Source organism: Shewanella sp. 10N.286.51.B7 (assembly GCF_002873615.1).
GTDB classification, from domain to species: Bacteria; Pseudomonadota; Gammaproteobacteria; order Enterobacterales; family Shewanellaceae; genus Shewanella; species Shewanella electrodiphila.
Genome location: NZ_MCUF01000021.1, coordinates 1 through 18,982 on the forward strand (window position 1 = coordinate 1; position 18,982 = coordinate 18,982).

The window sequence follows — 18,982 nt, forward strand, 5'->3', positions numbered from 1 at the left end:
AATAATACCAAAATTACATTTTGGTATTATTTATCTCGTTGAAGAGCACGGTGCTTTTCAATTCTAGTTCATCCAGGAAGGATAAAGTCTCCAAGGAATCGAGTAAGTAAGTTGTCTCAATGGATTGAGAAAAGTAAGTTCCAAGGAACCGAGCCCAGCAAGACTAGGTTTTAAACAACTTTATTTGGAGTATGTACTATGTCTTATACAGGCAATCAATATATTTATTGGCAAAACACTTGGTTAAGTTCAGATGCTTTATCAGGTGGTTTATATGCCATGACATTCAAGGGCTAACCCATCCTTGATTGAAGCTTTACCCGTATCAACCCTTTTTTCTGTCGCCTCACGGCGATCTTAGACAACAATAAGCTAGTTCTCTATTGCTAGTTTATTTTGAAGTTTTATCACTTAATGGTGATTCAGTTTTCCTATCCCCATACCGGAAAACGATTAAACTTGTCAGCCTACTCATTGAGTAGGCTTTTTTTTACCTGTATTTCACGTTTCCCTCAGTAATCAGTTTATTAAATTGTCTTGCTAGCGAATATGAGTGTTTATATTGTGAATATGGTTAAGCTCCTTATAAATACCTATAATCCTTGTCACTAAAATGTCACCTGTATCAGTTCCTTATCATAGTGAGTTGATCAAGTAAGGCGTGACAACAGCCGTTCCATTCCCTTTTTCAAGGATTAAAGTTTCATGTTAGAGAAACTGTTCAAACTCAAAGAGAATCAATCAAATATAAAACAAGAAGTGGTTGCAGGTATCACGACCTTTTTAACCATGGCCTATATCATTTTTGTTAATCCGATGATGTTGGCGGATGCGGGCATGGATCAAGGCGCTGTTTTTGTGGCGACATGTTTAGCGGCTGCAGTAGGTTGTTTAGTGATGGGCTTTGTTGCCAACTATCCAATCGCGTTGGCACCTGGAATGGGATTAAATGCTTTTTTCACTTACACCGTTGTTGGTGAAATGGGCTATAGCTGGGAAACGGCATTAGGCGCGGTATTCATGTCGGGTATTTGTTTCCTTATTCTGTCTTTAGTGAAAATTAGAGAGTGGATTGTCAATAGTATTCCGATGAGTTTACGTTTGGGTATTGCTGCTGGTATTGGTTTATTCCTTGCCTTTATTGGCCTTAAGGCTGCAGGCATTGTTGTCGCAAGTCCTGCAACCTTAGTGACCATGGGCGACATTACGGCATTTCCAGCTGTGATGGCTGCACTCGGTTTCTTTTTAATTATTGCTATGGTTCAGCGAGGGTTAAAAGCTTCAGTAATTTTAAGTATTTTTATCGTCACAGCGCTGGGGTTAGCGTTTGGCGACGTTAGTTATAATGGCATTGTATCAATGCCGCCATCTATTGCGCCCACTTTCATGAAAATGGACTTATCTAGCGTATTAGAAATCAGCATGATTTCAGTGATATTTGCTTTCTTATTTGTCGATCTCTTTGATACTTCAGGGACATTAGTTGCAGTGGCTCAGCGCGGTGGTTTCTTAGATGAACAAGGCCGTTTACCGAGAGTGAAGCGTGCATTAAGTGCTGATAGTTTGGCAACTATTGCAGGTGCGAGCTTAGGTACCTCTACAACAACCAGTTATATTGAAAGTACTGCGGGTGTGAGCGCTGGTGGCAGAACTGGATTAACAGCGGTTGTGGTCGGTATTTTATTTATCCTTGCATTATTCTTTGCGCCACTCGCGGGTATGGTGCCTGCGTATGCAACAAGCGGTGCATTATTTTATGTGGCTATTTTGATGATGTCTGGTTTGGTGAATGTTGAATGGGAAGACCTCACTGAAGCTGCGCCTGTGGTGATTGTTTGTTTACTGATGCCACTGACTTTTTCTATTGCTAACGCAATTGGCTTTGGATTTATCTCTTACGCTGTCATTAAAGTATTGACTGGTCGCTTTAAAGATTTGAATCTAGGCATTGTATTTATTGCGGTCTTATTCTTAGTTAAATTTATATATGGTTAAATCGTTGAGATGTTGGGTTTAAGTTAACTTTTTGCGTTGATTTTACTCGTTTGCTTTGGATTTTAATCCTCAGCTATTGTTTTTACAGGCTTCATTAAATATATCTTGTTAGCTAAAATAAATCGGTTTATTGATTTTTTGTTAAGGGTTATGCATTGCATAGCCCTTTTTTATGCAGGATCATAATCTATGTCATGAATTTCTTTTAACATAGTTAAGCATTGCTATTATTCTTTAGTCTAATTAGGTATAAAAATCTTCCACTAAAATTGTTTTGTTTGGAAAGGTACCAATGTCTTACCAGCGGGTAGTAGTAAAATTAGGCACCAGTGTGCTGACATCAGGCAGTAATAAGCTTGATAAAGCGCACATGGTTGAATTAGCACGACAAATATCAGCGTTAGTGCGTTCAGGCGTTGAAGTTGTGCTTTGCACATCAGGCGCAATAGCTGCAGGACGAGAGCACCTCCAATACCCCGAACTCCCCGATGACATACCCAACAAACAACTTCTTGCAGCAGTAGGCCAAAGTCAGTTAATTCTTGCTTGGAGTGAAGTGTTTAGCATTTATGGTTTGCATGTCGGTCAACTGTTGCTTACTGGCGCTGATTTACATGATCTTGAAAGATACATGAATGCAGGCGATACGATTAACGTCTTGTTAGAAAACAACATCATTCCAATCATTAATGAAAATGATGCGGTTGCGACTAGTGAGATCAAAGTGGGGGATAATGATAATTTATCTGCCAGAGCTGCATTGCTATGCGAAGCCGATCTGTTAGTGCTACTGACGGATCAAAAAGGTTTGTTCGATGCAGATCCGAGATCAAACCCCAATGCCAAATTAATCACTACCGTAGCCACCATTGACGACAACTTACGTCAGTTAGCTGGCGGCGCTGTATCTGGGCTTGGCACTGGTGGCATGGCGACTAAATTAGAAGCCGCAAACATCGCTAAAAGAGCTGGTGTTGAGGTTGTAATTGCTTCAGGCCATCATCCAGAAGTCCTGACTAAAATTGCTAAAAAAGAAGCAATTGGCACTCATTTTAGTGCGATTAAAAACCCACTAAGTTACCGTAAACAATGGATTTTGGTAGGACCTGCAACAGAAGGGCGATTTAAACTTGATGATGGTGCATGTCATGCGGTGGTTGAAACTGGCAGCAGCTTATTACCGAAAGGTATAGTCAGTGTTGAAGGCGAATTCGAGCGTGGTGCGATTGTGTTATTGACCGATCAATCTGGCAATGAAATAGCTAAAGGCTTAAGCCGTTACTGTTCACGTGCGCTGAAGCTTATTGCCGGCAAACATTCTAACCAAATTGAAGAATTAATTGGTTACGACTATGGCGCTTCTATAGTACATCGAAACGATATGGTTCTATTAGACTGCGAACAATTTAAAGGAAGCAAACATGCCTCATAAAGAATATTTACACACATTAGGCAAGCAAGCGAAAGCGGCAAGTTTTGCCCTAGCGAATTTATCTAGTCAAAAGAAATCTGAATTATTACATTGTATTAGTGAGCAGTTATCACTTAACAGCGAAGCTATTCTTACTGCCAATGCTAAAGATGTCGCAGCGGCTAGAGAAAATGGTTTAACAGATGCCATGATTGACCGCTTGTTATTAGATAACGATAGATTAAGCGGCATAATTGCAGATATTGATAATGTGATTAATCTTGCCGATCCCGTTGGAAGTGAATCAAGCAGTCAGCTGTTAGATAACGGTTTACGCTTAACTCAACGTCGCGTGCCACTAGGTGTTGTGGGAGTGATTTACGAAGCAAGACCAAACGTGACAGTTGATATCGCAGTACTTGCATTAAAAACGGGTAATGCAGTTATTTTGCGTGGCGGTAAAGAAACACTAACTTCAAACCAGGTATTAAGCGACGTCATTCGTAAAGCATTAACCTTGCAAGGCTTACCTGAGAATGCGGTTCAACTTATTAACTCAACCGACAGAGATTTGGTAACTGGTTTATTAACCTTAGATCAATACGTCGATATGATTATCCCGCGTGGTGGGCAAACGCTGCAGCGTTTATGTGCTGAAAAAGCCAGTATCCCGGTGATCTTAGGTGGTATTGGTATTTGTCATTTATACCTAGATAAAATGGCCGACCTGAGCCGCAGTGCAGAAGTGATTATTAACGCAAAAGTTCAGCGCCCAACAGTATGTAATGCGTTAGATACTTTACTGATACATGAAGATGTTGCTGCTGAATTTTTGCCAATCTTATTCAAGCAAATGTCAGCATTAGGTGTCAGTTTTTATACTTGTGATAAAACCAAAACCTTAGTGGATACTCAAGCTTTTGAAATCCATTCAGCTACTGATGAGAGTTACTCAACAGAGTGGTTATCACTGACCTTAGGTGTAAAAGTGGTTACTGACATTGATCAGGCTATCGAACATATCCGCCAGCATTCTAGCGGACACTCTGAAGCGATTTTATCTGACGATATTAATGCCACTTGTCATTTTATGAATCAAGTCGATTCAGCTGCGGTGTATGTGAATGCAAGTACACGCTTTACTGATGGCTCGCAATTTGGACTAGGCGCTGAAGTTGCTGTTAGTACGCAGAAGTTACATGCTCGTGGACCAATGGCACTTGATGCGTTAACCACATACAAATGGTTAGCAACAGGTGACTACACTGCACGTGGATAGTTAGTCTGCTTCTTTTTTACTTAACGTTTGTGATTGATAGTTAAAAAGCACTTCGGTGCTTTTTTGCTTTCTGCCATCTGCCAATTAGTAAGCTTTACTACAAGCCATTAGGGATGTTGTATCAGGTTAGCTGTTATTGAGTAAAAATGAGATGACTTGGGATAGGTGGAATTGATAAACGTAAATACGTGGCATAGCACCAAACGGCAAAACTACTGAGTGTCATTATTATTGCAGCAATCCTTGTCGCTTGGACATATTCCTTCATAAATGGGAAGTATTTGGTTTGAATGCGGTTAGTAAAATAGACCGCTGGAAAAATGAAAACGCAAATATACATGGCTGGGTATTGTGTTGAACTGTCACCGTTGAAATATTCATAAACCATAATCCCTACCGTTATCAATAGACAGGTAATACGTATTCTGGTTTCGACGGCATCACTAAAGTTCCAACGCGGCATTCCCATTGCCAATATCTCCATTGCTTTCTTTTTACTTGTAACATATTAATAACAATTAATCTGCTGCCTGACAACCAGCTTATTGAGTATATGCATGATAGTGCAATATATTAGCAGCTAACTGGCATATTTTACTTTTGAGAAACGATTCAATTTAGGCAGCAGTTTTGGCAATATTTTTTGTAGCATTAAGCCAGATAATATAAAGCACAAGCCAATATAAGTGCTCACAGTTATATGCTCTTTTAATATGACAGATATTAACCCAACAGATAATACTGGGGTGAGGAAAACCAGCGTGGTGATATTGGAAGTCTTATCAGTGGTTTTAAGTGCCATTAACCAAAGCACGAATGTTAAACCCATTTCAAATAAGCCAACATACATCCCAGCCACGAGCGCTGACCAACTGATCGCTTCAATGGGTTGGTGCAGCATCATTGCGGCTGTAACAAAAGGCAAGCCGATTAAAAAACTCAGTAATAAACTAACAATCGCATCGCCGTCATCTTTCGTATTAATCACCCAGTAAAAGCACCAAATAACAGTACTACTTAACACAAATGCGATACCTGTAGGGCTGTCAAAATTAAAACTGGTGAGGTTCCCGCCGCTAGCAATAACGTAAACCCCGCTGTACGCAATAATCGCTGCAAGTACATCTATTTTAGTTAATTTATGGCCAAGTAAAGGTACGGCTAAAATGGGTAATAAAATAGCCCATGTGTAGTTCAGGGATAAGGCTTGTTGAGCGGGCAATAAATCATAAGCTTCAAACAATACGTAATAGTATAAAAACGGATTCAATAGGCCAGTGAATAAATAAAAGAGAGGGCGTTTGATAAATTGCTTAGCGATTAAGCCAAATTTACCTTGGGCGATAACAATGATACCTAAGGCGAAAATAGAGGTGATGACGGCAACAAAAACTAACTGTAATGGGGTGAAATAACCCAACGCTATTTTAAAAGCTGTCGCGACAGTTGACCATAACAATACGGCCAATAGGCCATAAATATAAGCTAGAGAAGTATTCGACACTGTCTTTCCTAATTGAAAATAAAACGTAGGCTAAATAATTTCCGAGATTGTATGCAATATACAAAGTGGATGCACTACTTATTTTCTCATTGCTTAAGATATTTTTAATAAAATTTACGATCTCGCCCTTGTAATTTAGCTCGCTGTCCCAATATATGCAGTAAGGCTGATATGAGAGGTTAAAAAATTAGGACTTGAAATTACAAATCCTGACCCCATATCAACAACCATAAGCAAATTTAGAAACACTAAAATTTATATTTCGGAGATCCTCATGGGCAAAATTATTGGTATTGACTTAGGCACAACGAACTCTTGTGTTGCTGTCCTTGATGGCGACAAAGCTCGCGTAATTGAGAACGCAGAAGGCGAACGTACTACATCATCAATCATCGCATACACTGAAGATGAAACATTGGTGGGTTCACCAGCTAAACGTCAAGCTGTTACCAACCCAACTAACACTTTCTTCGCGATTAAGCGTTTAATCGGTCGTCGTTTTAAAGATGACGAAGTTCAACGTGATGTTGACATCATGCCGTTCAAAATCATTGGTACAGACAATGGTGATGCATGGGTTGAAGCTCACGGTAAGAAAATGGCACCACCACAAGTTTCTGCTGAAATCTTGAAAAAGATGAAAAAGACTGCAGAAGACTTCTTAGGTGAAGAAGTAACAGAAGCAGTTATTACTGTTCCTGCATACTTTAACGATTCACAACGTCAAGCAACGAAAGATGCTGGTCGTATTGCTGGTCTTGATGTTAAACGTATCATCAACGAACCAACTGCTGCTGCATTAGCTTACGGTATCGATAAGAAGCAAGGCGACAATGTTGTTGCTGTATACGATTTAGGTGGCGGTACTTTCGATATCTCTATCATTGAAATCGATAGTAACGATGGCGACCAAACTTTCGAAGTACTTGCAACTAACGGTGACACTCACTTAGGTGGTGAAGATTTTGATAACCGTCTAATCAACTATTTAGCTGATGAGTTCAAAAAAGAGCAAGGTCTAGACCTACGTAATGACCCGCTAGCTATGCAACGTGTTAAAGAAGCTGCAGAAAAAGCGAAAATTGAACTTTCAAGCACCACTCAAACTGAAGTTAACCTACCTTACATCACTGCTGATGCAACAGGTCCTAAGCATTTAGTGGTTAAAATCACTCGTGCTAAGTTAGAGTCTTTAGTAGACGACTTAATTCAACGTTCTTTAGAGCCACTAAAAGTTGCTCTAGCTGATGCTGACTTATCAGTTTCTGATATCAACGAAGTTATTCTTGTTGGTGGTCAAACTCGTATGCCTAAGGTACAGGCTGCAGTAACTGATTTCTTCGGTAAAGAGCCACGTAAAGATGTTAACCCTGATGAAGCTGTAGCTGTAGGCGCGGCAATTCAAGCAGGTGTTCTTTCTGGTGACGTAAAAGATGTATTGTTACTTGACGTTACACCACTATCATTTGGTATTGAAACCATGGGTAGCGTAATGACTAAGCTTATCGAGAAGAACACCACTATCCCGACTAAAGCGAGCCAAACGTTCTCAACTGCTGAAGATAACCAAAGTGCAGTAACGATTCACGTACTTCAAGGTGAGCGTAAGCAAGCTAGCTACAATAAATCTTTAGGTCAATTCAACCTTGAAGGTATTGAGCCTGCTCCACGTGGCCAACCACAAGTTGAAGTGTCTTTTGATATCGATGCAGATGGTATCTTAAACGTATCAGCAACTGATAAGAAAACCGGTAAAGCGCAAAACATCACCATTAAAGCTAACTCTGGTCTAAGTGACGAAGAAGTAGAGCAAATGGTACGTGATGCTGAAGCACATGCTGACGAAGATGCTAAATTCGAAGAGCTAGTTCAAGCGCGTAACCAAGCTGATGGCATGGTTCATGCGACTAAGAAGCAAATCGAAGAAGCTGGCGAAGCACTACCAGCTGAAGAAAAAGAGAAAATTGAAGCTGCAATGGCTGAAGTTGATGCCGCAACTCAAGGTAACGACAAAGAAGCGATTGATAAAGCAACTCAAGCATTAATGGAAGCGTCAGCTAAGTTAATGGAAATTGCTCAAGCGAATGCACAAGCGCAACAAGGTGAAGCTCCTGCACAAGATGCACAAGAAGCTAAGCCTGAAGATGACGTTGTTGATGCTGAGTTTGAAGAAGTAAAAGACGACAAAAAGTAAACTAATTAGTTAGTTAACTTTCAGGCGGGCGTTGAGAGAAATCTCTAACGCCCGTTCGTACAATACCTGCTTGAGAAAACTGAGATTATGTCAAAGCGAGATTATTACGAAGTTCTAGGTATCGGTCGCGATGCTAGTGAACGAGAAGTCAAAAAAGCCTATAAACGTTTGGCGATGAAGTTTCACCCGGATCGTAATCCAGGTGATGAAGAAGCTGAAGCAAGCTTTAAAGAAGTTAAAGAAGCTTACGAAATTCTAACCGATGCCAATAAAAAAGCCGCTTATGACCAATTTGGTCATGCTGGTGTTGACCCTAACCGCGGTGGCGGTGGTCATGGTGGCGCTGGCGATTTCGGTGATATCTTCGGTGATGTGTTCGGTGATATTTTTGGTGGCGGTCGTCGTGGCGGTGGTCAACGTCAAGCAGCAAGAGGCAGTGACTTACGTTACAACCTTGAGCTGTCGCTTGAAGAAGCGGTACGTGGCTTATCAAAAGAGTTACGTATCCCTACACTCGCATCATGTGATACCTGTGATGGCAGCGGCGCTAAAAAAGGCACCTCTGCAACGACTTGTGGCACATGTCATGGCCAAGGCCAAGTACAAATGCGCCAAGGGTTTTTCGCTGTTCAACAAGCGTGTCCGACTTGTCATGGTCGCGGTAAGATCATTAAAGACCCATGTAAGAAATGTCATGGTGAAGGTCGCGTTGAGAAGAGCAAAACATTATCAGTTAAAATTCCTGCTGGTGTTGATACGGGTGACCGTATTCGCTTATCTGGTGAAGGTGAAGCGGGCGAATTTGGCGCACCTCCAGGCGATTTATACGTACAAGTGACGGTACGCGAACATAATATCTTCGTTCGCGATGGCAACAACTTATATTGTGAAGTGCCAATCTCATTCAGTAAAGCAGCCTTAGGCGGCGAAATTGAAGTGCCAACACTTGATGGCAAAGTGAACTTAAAGATCCCAGCAGAAAGCCAAACTGGCCGTATGTTCCGTTTACGCGGTAAAGGTGTTAAATCAGTTCGCAGTCATGCAGTCGGTGATTTGCTTTGTAAGGTTGTGATGGAAACACCAGTTAACCTTAATGAAAAGCAAAAAGAATTACTGCGTGAATTCGAAGCAACGTTGACAGGCGAATCTAAGAAACATAGCCCTAAAGCTGAAGGTTTCTTTGATGGCGTTAAAAAGTTTTTTCACGATTTAAACAGTTAATCGTTGTAAACACATTACGCTGATATTTTGAAAGGCTGATTACCTATGGTAAACAGCCTTTTTTATTGCAATAAAATCACCTTATTGAGCACTTATTAAAAGCGTGATTCAATGAGTTCACATGTTTAATTAGGCGTAATCATATGTCGTTTTCATCATTTTCACTTAACCCTAAACTCGTCGATGCTTTACCTGCTTCAGTGTTGAAACCCAGTGAGATTCAAAAGCAGACAATACCTAAAATCATCCAAGGGCAGGATGTAATGGCATTAGCGCAAACTGGTAGTGGCAAAACCTACGCTTTTGGTTTACCTATTTTGCATAGTATGAGTCAAAAGCCAATTCAGAAACTGAGCCAGAAACTATTGGCTTTAGTTATTGTGCCAACCCGAGAGTTGGCCACGCAGGTGGCTGGGGATTTATCTAGAGTAGGTGCAGACTTAGATCTTCGAGTAGAGGTGGTATGTGGTGGCGAAGATACAGAACTACAAATTGAACGCTTATCAACGCCTGCAAATCTGATTGTTGCGACGCCAGGAAGACTACTGGCGTTAGTTAATCAAGGTGCTGTGGACTTTGCAGCACTAGAACACCTAGTGCTAGATGAAGCTGACCGTTTATTAGATATGGGCTTTATCGCCGATATTAAGTCACTTATTGCACTTATGCCCACAAGACAAACCTTGTTGTTTTCAGCCACCATGCCAGAACCTTTGCTGCAATTTACTCAGCAGATATTAGCTAGAGATGCTATTAGGCTGGAAGCTAATGTGGTTAATACAGCGGTTGAAGATATTACTCAAACCATTTATCACATCAATAAGGGCAGTAAGGCAAAAGCAGTCATTGATCTGATTAAACGTAATAACTGGTCTCAAGTGTTGGTGTTTGTGAATGCTAAAGGTGACGCTGATGCTTTATGTAAGAAGATACATAAAGCAAAACTGACAGCGGCTTCCTTACATGGCGATAAAGACCAAGCATTACGTACAGATACTTTGAACCAATTTAAGGCAAAGCAGTTAACGGTATTAGTGGCAACCGATGTCATGGCTCGTGGGATCCACATTGACGCATTGCCTGTGGTGATTAATTTTGAATTACCTGAGCAAGCAGCTGTGTACATTCATCGAATAGGTCGTACTGCACGAGCAGGGTTAAGCGGTTGTGCAATATCTTTGATATCTCATGCTGAAATGCCAAGGCTTAATGCTATTCGCGAATTAAGCAAGTTATCCGTGCCGGTAAGTGAACTCGAAGGCTTTCCTGTAACGGATAAACCCATCGATCCTAATAGTAAAAGGCCGCCTAAAGATAAACAGGCTAATCGACGGACGGCTAAAAAACGCAGTGCCAGTCAATTTAGTAAGAAGCAGGTACGCTGATACTGAATTTGAAAGTGGACTGTAATATTGCAATGGACTGTAGCTGTAACTGCAACTGGCTAAAGGTGGTATGGCTAAAGGTGCAATCAACGGGTGGAATAGTTTAAAATAATTGCAATTAGATAGGCTTAACGCGTAAACAAGATATTTAAAGGGATGTAATATGAAAAAACTAGTTCTGACATTACTGCTTCCAGTGTTATTAGCAGGTTGTGCAACGACAAAGTCACCCACGGGGCGAAGTCAGGTACTGTTATTTGATAAAACACAAATGACAGAAATGGGCGGGCAATCGTTTGCTGCGATGAAAAAAGAGCAAAAGGTCAGTACAGATAAACAGAAAATCGCTTACGTAAGTTGCATTGCTGACAGGATAACCGCAGAGCTTCCTGATCAATCCTTGCAATGGGAGGTCGTGGTATTTGACTCTGAACAAGTCAATGCTTTTGCGTTGCCTGGCGGTCATATCGGGGTTTACACAGGCCTGTTAACTGTTGCAAGCGATGAAGACCAGCTAGCAACGGTTATTGGGCATGAAGTGGCACATGTATTGGCAAGACACGGTAATGAGCAAGTGTCTCGTGCTCAAATGACCAATACTGGCATGCAATTAGCGGATGTAGCGCTAGGCGCTGGTGGTGTTTCAAATAAAGACATGTATATGGCAGGCTTAGGACTTGGCGCGCAGGTAGGGATTTTATTACCTTTTGGTCGAGATCAAGAAAGTGAAGCGGATGAACTCGGTTTAGAGTTAATGGCCAAGGCAGGTTTCAATCCAGCCAAGAGTGTTATTTTATGGCAAAACATGGCGAAAGCTGGCGGTGAGCAAGGGCCGGAATTGTTCTCTACTCATCCATCTCACTCAAGCCGTATATCTGATTTACAAGCGCTACAAACTAAGGTGACCCCTTTATATCAAGCGGCAAAAAAACAGTCCCCAACACAATGTAAAAAAGGCTAATGAAAAATAGTCATTATCATCGCAGATTAGCGCCCATAGCGTTATAAAGTGTGCTAAACTGCCCCGCAAATTTTAACTGATGAATTGAGAGTAAATACGTTATGTCAGAGTTCAACACAATGGAACAGCAAGCAAGTTACGGTGTAGGTCGTCAAATGGGTGAGCAACTAGCTGCTAACTCTTTCGAAGGTATCGATATCCCTGCAGTACAAGCTGGTCTAGCGGATGCGTTTGCAGGTAAAGAAAGCGCTGTTGCAATGGAAGACTTACAAGTGGCTTTCACTGAAATCAGCCGTCGTTTACAAGCTGCTCAAGAAGAAGCTGCTGCAGCTGCTTCAGCTGAAGGCGAAAACTTCCTTGCTGAAAATGCTAAACGTGACGGTATTACTGTGACTGAGTCAGGTCTTCAGTACGAAGTTATCGCTCAAGGTGAAGGTGAGAAACCAACTCTTGATTCAACAATTCGTGCTCATTACCACGGTACTTTCATCAACGGTGAAGTATTCGATAGTTCTGTTGCTCGTGGCGAGCCAGCTGAATTCCCAGTTTCTGGTGTTATCGCTGGTTGGACTGAAGCATTACAACTAATGCCAGTTGGTACCAAGCTTAAATTATTCGTGCCACAACACTTAGCTTACGGCGAACGTGGTGCTGGTGCTTCAATCCCGCCATTCTCGGCGTTGGTATTTGAAGTTGAATTGTTAGAAATCGTTTAATGATTAACGCCTAAGTTTAACTTAGGCGTTTTTGTATCACTGGGAGAAAGACATGACTGCAAAAGTAAGAGTCGCTGTTGTTGGTGCCAGTGGCCGTATGGGTCGCACATTGATTGAAGCTGCTAAGCAACATGACATGATATATTTAGGTGCCGCAGTTGAACGCACAGGTTCTACACTGATTGGTGTTGATGCTGGTGAGTTGGCTGGCGTGGGTACTATGAATGTTGCGATTACAGATTCATTAGACATAGCATCAGAACATTTTGATGTATTAATTGATTTTACCTCTCCAGAATCGTCGCTTGTGCATCTTGATTGGTGTTCAAAAAATAATAAGGCGATTGTGATTGGTACGACAGGTTTTAATCATGCTCAAAAAGAGATGATTAATGCGTTTGCTGAGCAAACACCTGTTGTGTTTGCTCCTAATATGTCTGTAGGCGTTAACTTAACGCTGAAACTATTAGAGCTAACCGCGAAAGTCATGGGCGATTACACTGATATTGAGATCACTGAAGGGCATCATCGTTTTAAAAAGGATGCACCCTCTGGTACGGCGTTAAAAATGGGTGAAGTGATTGCTGATACCCTTGGCCGAGATCTTGAAGAGTGCGCAGTTTATGGTCGTGAAGGTATGACTGGCGAGCGTGATAGAAATACCATAGGTTTTTCTACTATTCGTGCTGGTGATATTGTTGGCGACCATACGGTGATGTTTGCCGATATCGGTGAGCGAGTTGAAATAACTCATAAAGCGACCAGTCGAATGACATTTGCTAATGGTGCCATGCGTGCAGCCTATTGGTTATCCGATCAGGATTCAGGCTTATACGACATGCAGCAAGTGTTAGGACTCAATTAATATTTAAAAAAACCACCTTCGGTGGTTTTTTTTTGGAAATAAATTTTCCCAAAATAAAATAACTAAGCATAGACGCTTTAACTTAATTCATATAAAATCGCTGGAATTTGCCAAAATTTCGTAAATTGGTAGATTTGTAAAAATTAAATACAAATAATTTCAGTGGCTTGGCTCTTTTTTTTGGAGGTCGCGTTGACACAGTCTGCCTTACTCGTACTCGAAGATGGAACCGTATTCTCTGGCACAGCAATTGGTGCCGATGGACTCACTGTTGGTGAAGTAGTTTTTAATACTTCAATGACAGGCTATCAAGAGATTTTAACGGATCCGTCATATTCTCGCCAGATCGTAACTTTAACTTACCCTCATATTGGTAATACCGGTACGAATGATGAAGATACAGAATCTGATTCAGTTCATGCTTGTGGTCTTATCATTAGAGATCTACCTCTATTAGCCAGCAACTTTCGTAACCAACAGTCATTAAGCGATTATTTAAAATCGAATAATGTTGTGGGTATCGCGGATATTGATACACGTAAATTGACCCGTATTTTACGTGAAAAAGGTTCGCAAGCCGGCTGTATTATGGTCGGCGATATCGATGAAGCTAAAGCATTAGCTGCAGCGAAGGCATTCCCTGGTTTAAAAGGTATGGACTTAGCAAAAGAAGTCACTACCGAGTCTACTTATCAATGGCGTAAAGCAAGCTGGCGTTTAGTCGGTGGTTTACCTGATGAGACTCCAGAATCAGAACTTAAATATAAAGTTGTCGCTTTCGATTACGGCATCAAACGTAACATCTTACGTATGTTAGTTGACCGTGGTTGTGATGTGACAGTAGTACCAGCCCAAACATCAGCGGCAGAAGTATTAGCGATGAATCCTGATGGGATTTTCCTATCAAACGGTCCTGGCGATCCAGAGCCTTGTGATTACGCTATCACTGCCATTCAAGAAATACTAAAAACTGATATTCCAGTATTTGGTATTTGTCTTGGTCACCAGTTGCTTGCATTAGCATCAGGGGCTAAAACCTTGAAAATGAAGTTTGGTCATCATGGTGCTAACCACCCTGTGAGCGATATTGAGAAAGGTAATGTGATGATCACCAGCCAAAACCACGGTTTTGCTGCTGATGAAGCTACACTACCTGCGAACATCAAAGTGACCCACAAGTCATTATTTGATGGTTCACTTCAAGGTATTCACCTTACTGATAAACCTGCGTTTAGTTTCCAAGGCCATCCTGAAGCGAGCCCTGGACCGACCGATGCGTCACCGCTGTTTGATCATTTCATTGAATTGATTGAGCAATCTCGTTCAAACGCTAAATAGTTAGGTCACTCGGAGAAGATAGAAGCAATGCCAAAACGTACTGATATTAAAAGTATTCTAATCCTAGGCGCTGGACCAATTGTCATTGGTCAAGCGTGTGAATTTGACTATTCGGGTGCTCAAGCGTGTAAAGCGCTTCGTGAAGAAGGTTATCGAGTTATCTTAGTTAACTCTAACCCTGCCACGATCATGACCGATCCTGAAATGGCCGATGCAACTTATATCGAACCGATTCATTGGGAAGTGGTTCGCAATATTATCGCTAAAGAAAAACCTGATGCGATTTTGCCTACCATGGGTGGTCAGACTGCACTTAACTGTGCGCTTCAGCTAGAAGCTGAAGGCGTACTAAAAGAATTTAACGTTGAAATGATTGGTGCGACAGCTGACGCAATTGATAAAGCTGAAGACCGTAGTCGTTTTGATACTGCAATGAAAGCCATTGGTCTTGAATGTCCTCGTGCTGGTATTGCTCATACAATGGAAGAAGCACACGGCGTATTAGACCAAGTTGGCTTCCCTTGTATTATCCGTCCATCTTTCACCATGGGTGGCAGTGGCGGTGGTATCGCATACAACAAAGAAGAGTTTGAGGATATTTGTTCTCAAGGTCTTGAGCTTTCTCCAACTAGCGAATTATTGATTGATGAATCGCTAATTGGTTGGAAAGAGTACGAAATGGAAGTGGTTCGTGACCGCAACGATAACTGTATTATCGTTTGTGCTATCGAAAACTTCGATGCGATGGGCGTTCACACTGGTGATTCAATCACAGTTGCACCTGCGCAGACATTGACGGATAAAGAATACCAATTAATGCGTAATGCTTCTTTAGCAGTATTACGTGAAATTGGTGTTGAGACCGGCGGTTCAAACGTTCAGTTTGGTATTTGTCCAAATACAGGACGTATGGTCATCATTGAGATGAACCCGCGTGTTTCTCGCTCATCTGCATTAGCCTCTAAAGCAACCGGTTTCCCGATTGCTAAAATCGCTGCGAAGCTCGCTGTAGGCTTTACACTTGATGAATTAATGAATGATATTACTGGCGGTCGCACTCCAGCATCATTCGAACCTGCAATTGACTACGTTGTGACTAAAGTTCCTCGTTTTAACTTCGAGAAATTTGCTGGCGCTAATGACCGTTTAACTACGCAAATGAAATCAGTTGGTGAAGTAATGGCGATTGGCCGTACTTTCCAAGAGTCATTACAGAAAGCACTGCGTGGCTTAGAAGTCGGTCGTAACGGTTTTGATTCTGTTGTTGATATTTCATTGCCAGAAAGCATGCAGCAAATTCGTCACGAATTGAAAGAGCCTGGTTGTGACCGTATTTGGTACATTGCCGATGCATTCCGCGCTGGGCTAAGCCGTGATGAAATCTTCAGACTGACTAATGTTGACCATTGGTTCTTAGTTCAAATTGAAGATTTAATTGCTCAAGAAGCAAAAGTTTCAGAAGTGGGCATGTCTGGTCTTAACCAAGAATTCTTACTTAAGCTCAAACGCAAAGGTTTTGCCGATTCACGTTTAGCTGAAATCTTGGGTGTGAGTGAAACTGAAGTGCGTAAAATTCGTGATAGCTACGGTATGCATCCTGTTTATAAGCGTGTTGATACTTGTGCTGCTGAATTTGCTACAGATACCGCTTACATGTATTCAACGTACGAAGAAGAATGTGAAGCTCTGCCTTCAACGCGCGACAAAATCATGATTCTTGGCGGCGGCCCTAACCGAATTGGTCAAGGTATTGAGTTTGATTACTGTTGTGTTCACGCTGCATTAGCATTACGTGAAGACGGTTACGAAACCATTATGGTTAACTGTAACCCAGAAACAGTATCAACTGATTACGATACATCTGACCGCTTGTACTTTGAACCGGTTACGTTTGAAGATGTACTTGAAATTGTGCGTATTGAAAAGCCAAAAGGCGTGATTGTTCAATACGGTGGCCAAACACCACTTAAACTTGCTCGCGCTTTAGAAGCAGCAGGCGTGCCAATTATTGGTACAAGCCCAGATGCTATTGACCGTGCAGAAGACCGCGAACGTTTCCAACAAGCGATTCAGCGTCTTGAAATGAAGCAACCTGAAAATGATACTGTAACAACGGTTGAAGGTGCGGTACTGTCAGCTGCACGTATCGGTTACCCATTAGTGGTTCGCCCATCTTATGTATTGGGTGGTCGCGCGATGGAAATCGTTTATGACGAGCAAGATTTACGTCGCTACTTTAATGAAGCTGTTAGCGTGTCGAACTCTTCTCCAGTATTGCTTGATCGCTTCTTAGATAACGCGATTGAAATTGATATTGATGCTGTTTGTGATGGTGAAATCGTGGTTGTTGGTTCTATCATGGAACACATTGAACAAGCCGGTGTTCACTCTGGTGACTCTGGTTGTTCACTGCCGCCGTACAGCTTAAGTGAAGATGTGCAAAACCGTATGCGTGAGCAAGTTGCTAAATTGGCAATGGAATTACGCGTAATTGGTTTGATGAATGTTCAGTTTGCGGTTAAAGATGACGAAATCTATATGATTGAAGTTAACCCGCGTGCTGCACGTACAGTGCCATTCGTGTCTAAAGCAACTGGTATTCCACTAGCGATGATTGCTGCTCGTGTTATGGCGGGTCAAAGCTTAACGTCGCAAAACTTTACTAAAGAAGTGATCCCACCATATTTCTCAGTGAAAGAAGTGGTCTTGCCATTTAACAAGTTCCCTGGTGTTGACCCAATGCTTGGCCCAGAAATGCGCTCAACGGGTGAAGTAATGGGTGTGGGTGACACATTCGCTGAAGCCTATGCTAAAGCGCAGCTTGGTGCTACAGCTGAAGTGCCTAAGTCAGGCCGTGCATTAATTTCTGTGCGTAACAGTGATAAAGCACGCGTCGCTGAACTTGCTGCTGAGCTAATTGAGTTGGGTTATCAAATTGACGCAACTCACGGTACTGCAGTTATTCTAGGCGAAGCGGGTATTAATCCTCGTCTCGTTAATAAGGTACACGAAGGCCGTCCACATATTCTCGACCGTATTAAGAATGGTGAATACACTTACATCATCAATACGACAGAAGGGCGTCAAGCGATTGAAGATTCTCGTCAAATTCGTCGTGGTGCACTACGTTACAAAGTGAACTACACAACGACGCTAAATGCTGCCTTTGCTACTTGTATGGCGCATTCGGCTGATGACAGAAATAACGTGAATTCTGTACAAGAACTACATGAAAGAATCGCTAAAAATTAATTTTGATTAATTTATTGCTGATTTGATTAAAAAGGCTGCATTCGTGCAGCCTTTTTTATTACTATTTTTTGACAGTCACTAGTAACTAAACTCAAGCTTATGTAAGCTTAGACCATCATCATTAGATGCATCCTCAACGCAAGAAACCACATCATTAAAACATTTATGTTGTAAAGATCGTGCGCTATGCGAATTAATCGAGATTTAACTGTGCTGACTTAGGTTGGCACGGGGTGCTTTTGTTTTTAAAGGAGACATAAGACATTATGAATACCGTCCCTATGACGATTATTGGAGCTGAGCAGCTTCGTAAAGAATTAGATGAATTAAAATTTGAGCGTCGCCCGTCAATTACTTCTGCAATTGCTGAAGCGCGTGAATTAGGCGATTTAAAAGAAAATGCTGAGTATCATGCAGCACGTGAAGAACAAGGTATTTGTGAAGCTCGTATTCGCGATATTGAAGGCAAGTTATCGAACGCTCAAATCATCGATGTGACTTCAATGCCAAATTCTGGCCGTGTGATTTTTGGTACTACAGTGACAATTTTAAATGTTGATACTGATGCTGAATCGACTTATCGCATTGTTGGTGACGATGAAGCTAACATCAAAGAGAATTTAATTTCAGTTAATTCTCCTATTGCTCGCGGTCTGATTGGCAAAAGTGTTGATGACGAAGTGGCTATCACTACGCCAGGCGGCACAGCTGAGTATGAAATTACTGCGGTTGAATATATCTAACTGCATTTAATATCAATATTAATTACGACTTAAGATTGATATTTTATAGTTATAAAAAAACCACTGCTAAACAGTGGTTTTTTTAGGTCAGAATGAACATTTGAATCGTATTGACTGC

14 protein-coding genes are annotated in these 18,982 nt (G+C 41.5%); 12 read left to right on the plus strand and 2 right to left on the minus strand.

Going from position 1 to position 18,982, the window contains the following annotated elements:
• The first annotated feature begins 705 nt into the window (after positions 1 to 705).
• The 3 genes from BCU84_RS04295 (at position 706) to BCU84_RS04305 (ending at position 4,685) form a co-directional block, all read left to right on the plus strand.
• A complete protein-coding gene (locus BCU84_RS04295) occupies positions 706 to 1,995 on the plus strand; it encodes an NCS2 family permease (RefSeq protein ID WP_102526876.1) in 1,290 nt (429 codons plus the stop codon).
• A 292-nt stretch (positions 1,996 to 2,287) separates the two neighbouring features.
• Positions 2,288 to 3,427, plus strand: a complete 1,140-nt coding sequence (gene proB / locus BCU84_RS04300) for a glutamate 5-kinase (RefSeq protein WP_102526877.1) — start codon at positions 2,288 to 2,290, stop codon at positions 3,425 to 3,427.
• Entirely contained in the window at positions 3,417 to 4,685 is a 1,269-nt protein-coding gene (locus tag BCU84_RS04305; RefSeq protein WP_102526878.1) for a glutamate-5-semialdehyde dehydrogenase, read from the plus strand. The genes proB and BCU84_RS04305 overlap by 11 nt, the downstream gene beginning before the upstream one ends.
• Before the next feature lie 133 nt (positions 4,686 to 4,818).
• On the opposite strand, the gene BCU84_RS04310 is transcribed toward BCU84_RS04305, so the two are convergent.
• Positions 4,819 to 5,169, minus strand: coding sequence for a hypothetical protein (locus BCU84_RS04310; protein WP_241906356.1), 351 nt, complete (start codon positions 5,167 to 5,169; stop codon positions 4,819 to 4,821).
• 96 nt (positions 5,170 to 5,265) lie between these two features.
• Complete coding sequence (locus BCU84_RS04315) at positions 5,266 to 6,189, minus strand: DMT family transporter (protein WP_102526879.1); 924 nt, start codon at positions 6,187 to 6,189, stop codon at positions 5,266 to 5,268.
• A 274-nt stretch (positions 6,190 to 6,463) separates the two neighbouring features.
• On the opposite strand from BCU84_RS04315, the gene dnaK reads away from it, so the two are divergent.
• From dnaK to greA, 9 genes are all read left to right on the plus strand, one after another.
• Positions 6,464 to 8,383 (plus strand): molecular chaperone DnaK, encoded by a 1,920-nt coding sequence (dnaK, locus tag BCU84_RS04320; RefSeq protein ID WP_102526880.1) that lies wholly within the window; start codon positions 6,464 to 6,466, stop codon positions 8,381 to 8,383.
• Between the two features lie 87 nt (positions 8,384 to 8,470).
• Complete coding sequence (gene dnaJ / locus BCU84_RS04325) at positions 8,471 to 9,604, plus strand: molecular chaperone DnaJ (protein WP_102526881.1); 1,134 nt, start codon at positions 8,471 to 8,473, stop codon at positions 9,602 to 9,604.
• Positions 9,605 to 9,747: 143 nt separating this feature from the next.
• A complete protein-coding gene (locus BCU84_RS04330; RefSeq protein WP_102526882.1) occupies positions 9,748 to 10,989 on the plus strand; it encodes a DEAD/DEAH box helicase in 1,242 nt (413 codons plus the stop codon).
• Between the two features lie 163 nt (positions 10,990 to 11,152).
• Positions 11,153 to 11,950, plus strand: a complete 798-nt coding sequence (locus BCU84_RS04335) for a M48 family metallopeptidase (RefSeq protein WP_102526883.1) — start codon at positions 11,153 to 11,155, stop codon at positions 11,948 to 11,950.
• 101 nt (positions 11,951 to 12,051) lie between these two features.
• Positions 12,052 to 12,666 carry an FKBP-type peptidyl-prolyl cis-trans isomerase gene (locus tag BCU84_RS04340; protein ID WP_102526884.1) on the plus strand — a complete coding sequence of 205 codons (615 nt, stop codon included), beginning with the start codon at positions 12,052 to 12,054 and terminating at the stop codon, positions 12,664 to 12,666.
• Between the two features lie 52 nt (positions 12,667 to 12,718).
• Positions 12,719 to 13,531 carry a 4-hydroxy-tetrahydrodipicolinate reductase gene (gene dapB / locus BCU84_RS04345; protein ID WP_102526885.1) on the plus strand — a complete coding sequence of 271 codons (813 nt, stop codon included), beginning with the start codon at positions 12,719 to 12,721 and terminating at the stop codon, positions 13,529 to 13,531.
• Positions 13,532 to 13,711: 180 nt separating this feature from the next.
• Positions 13,712 to 14,869: a glutamine-hydrolyzing carbamoyl-phosphate synthase small subunit gene (gene carA / locus BCU84_RS04350; RefSeq protein WP_102526886.1), complete on the plus strand. Its 1,158-nt coding sequence runs from the start codon at positions 13,712 to 13,714 to the stop codon at positions 14,867 to 14,869.
• A 27-nt stretch (positions 14,870 to 14,896) separates the two neighbouring features.
• On the plus strand, positions 14,897 to 18,121 hold the full coding sequence (gene carB, locus BCU84_RS04355) for a carbamoyl-phosphate synthase large subunit (protein WP_102526887.1): 3,225 nt from the start codon (positions 14,897 to 14,899) through the stop codon (positions 18,119 to 18,121).
• Between the two features lie 266 nt (positions 18,122 to 18,387).
• Positions 18,388 to 18,864: a transcription elongation factor GreA gene (gene greA / locus BCU84_RS04360; protein ID WP_102526888.1), complete on the plus strand. Its 477-nt coding sequence runs from the start codon at positions 18,388 to 18,390 to the stop codon at positions 18,862 to 18,864.
• The last annotated feature ends 118 nt before the right edge of the window (positions 18,865 to 18,982 follow it).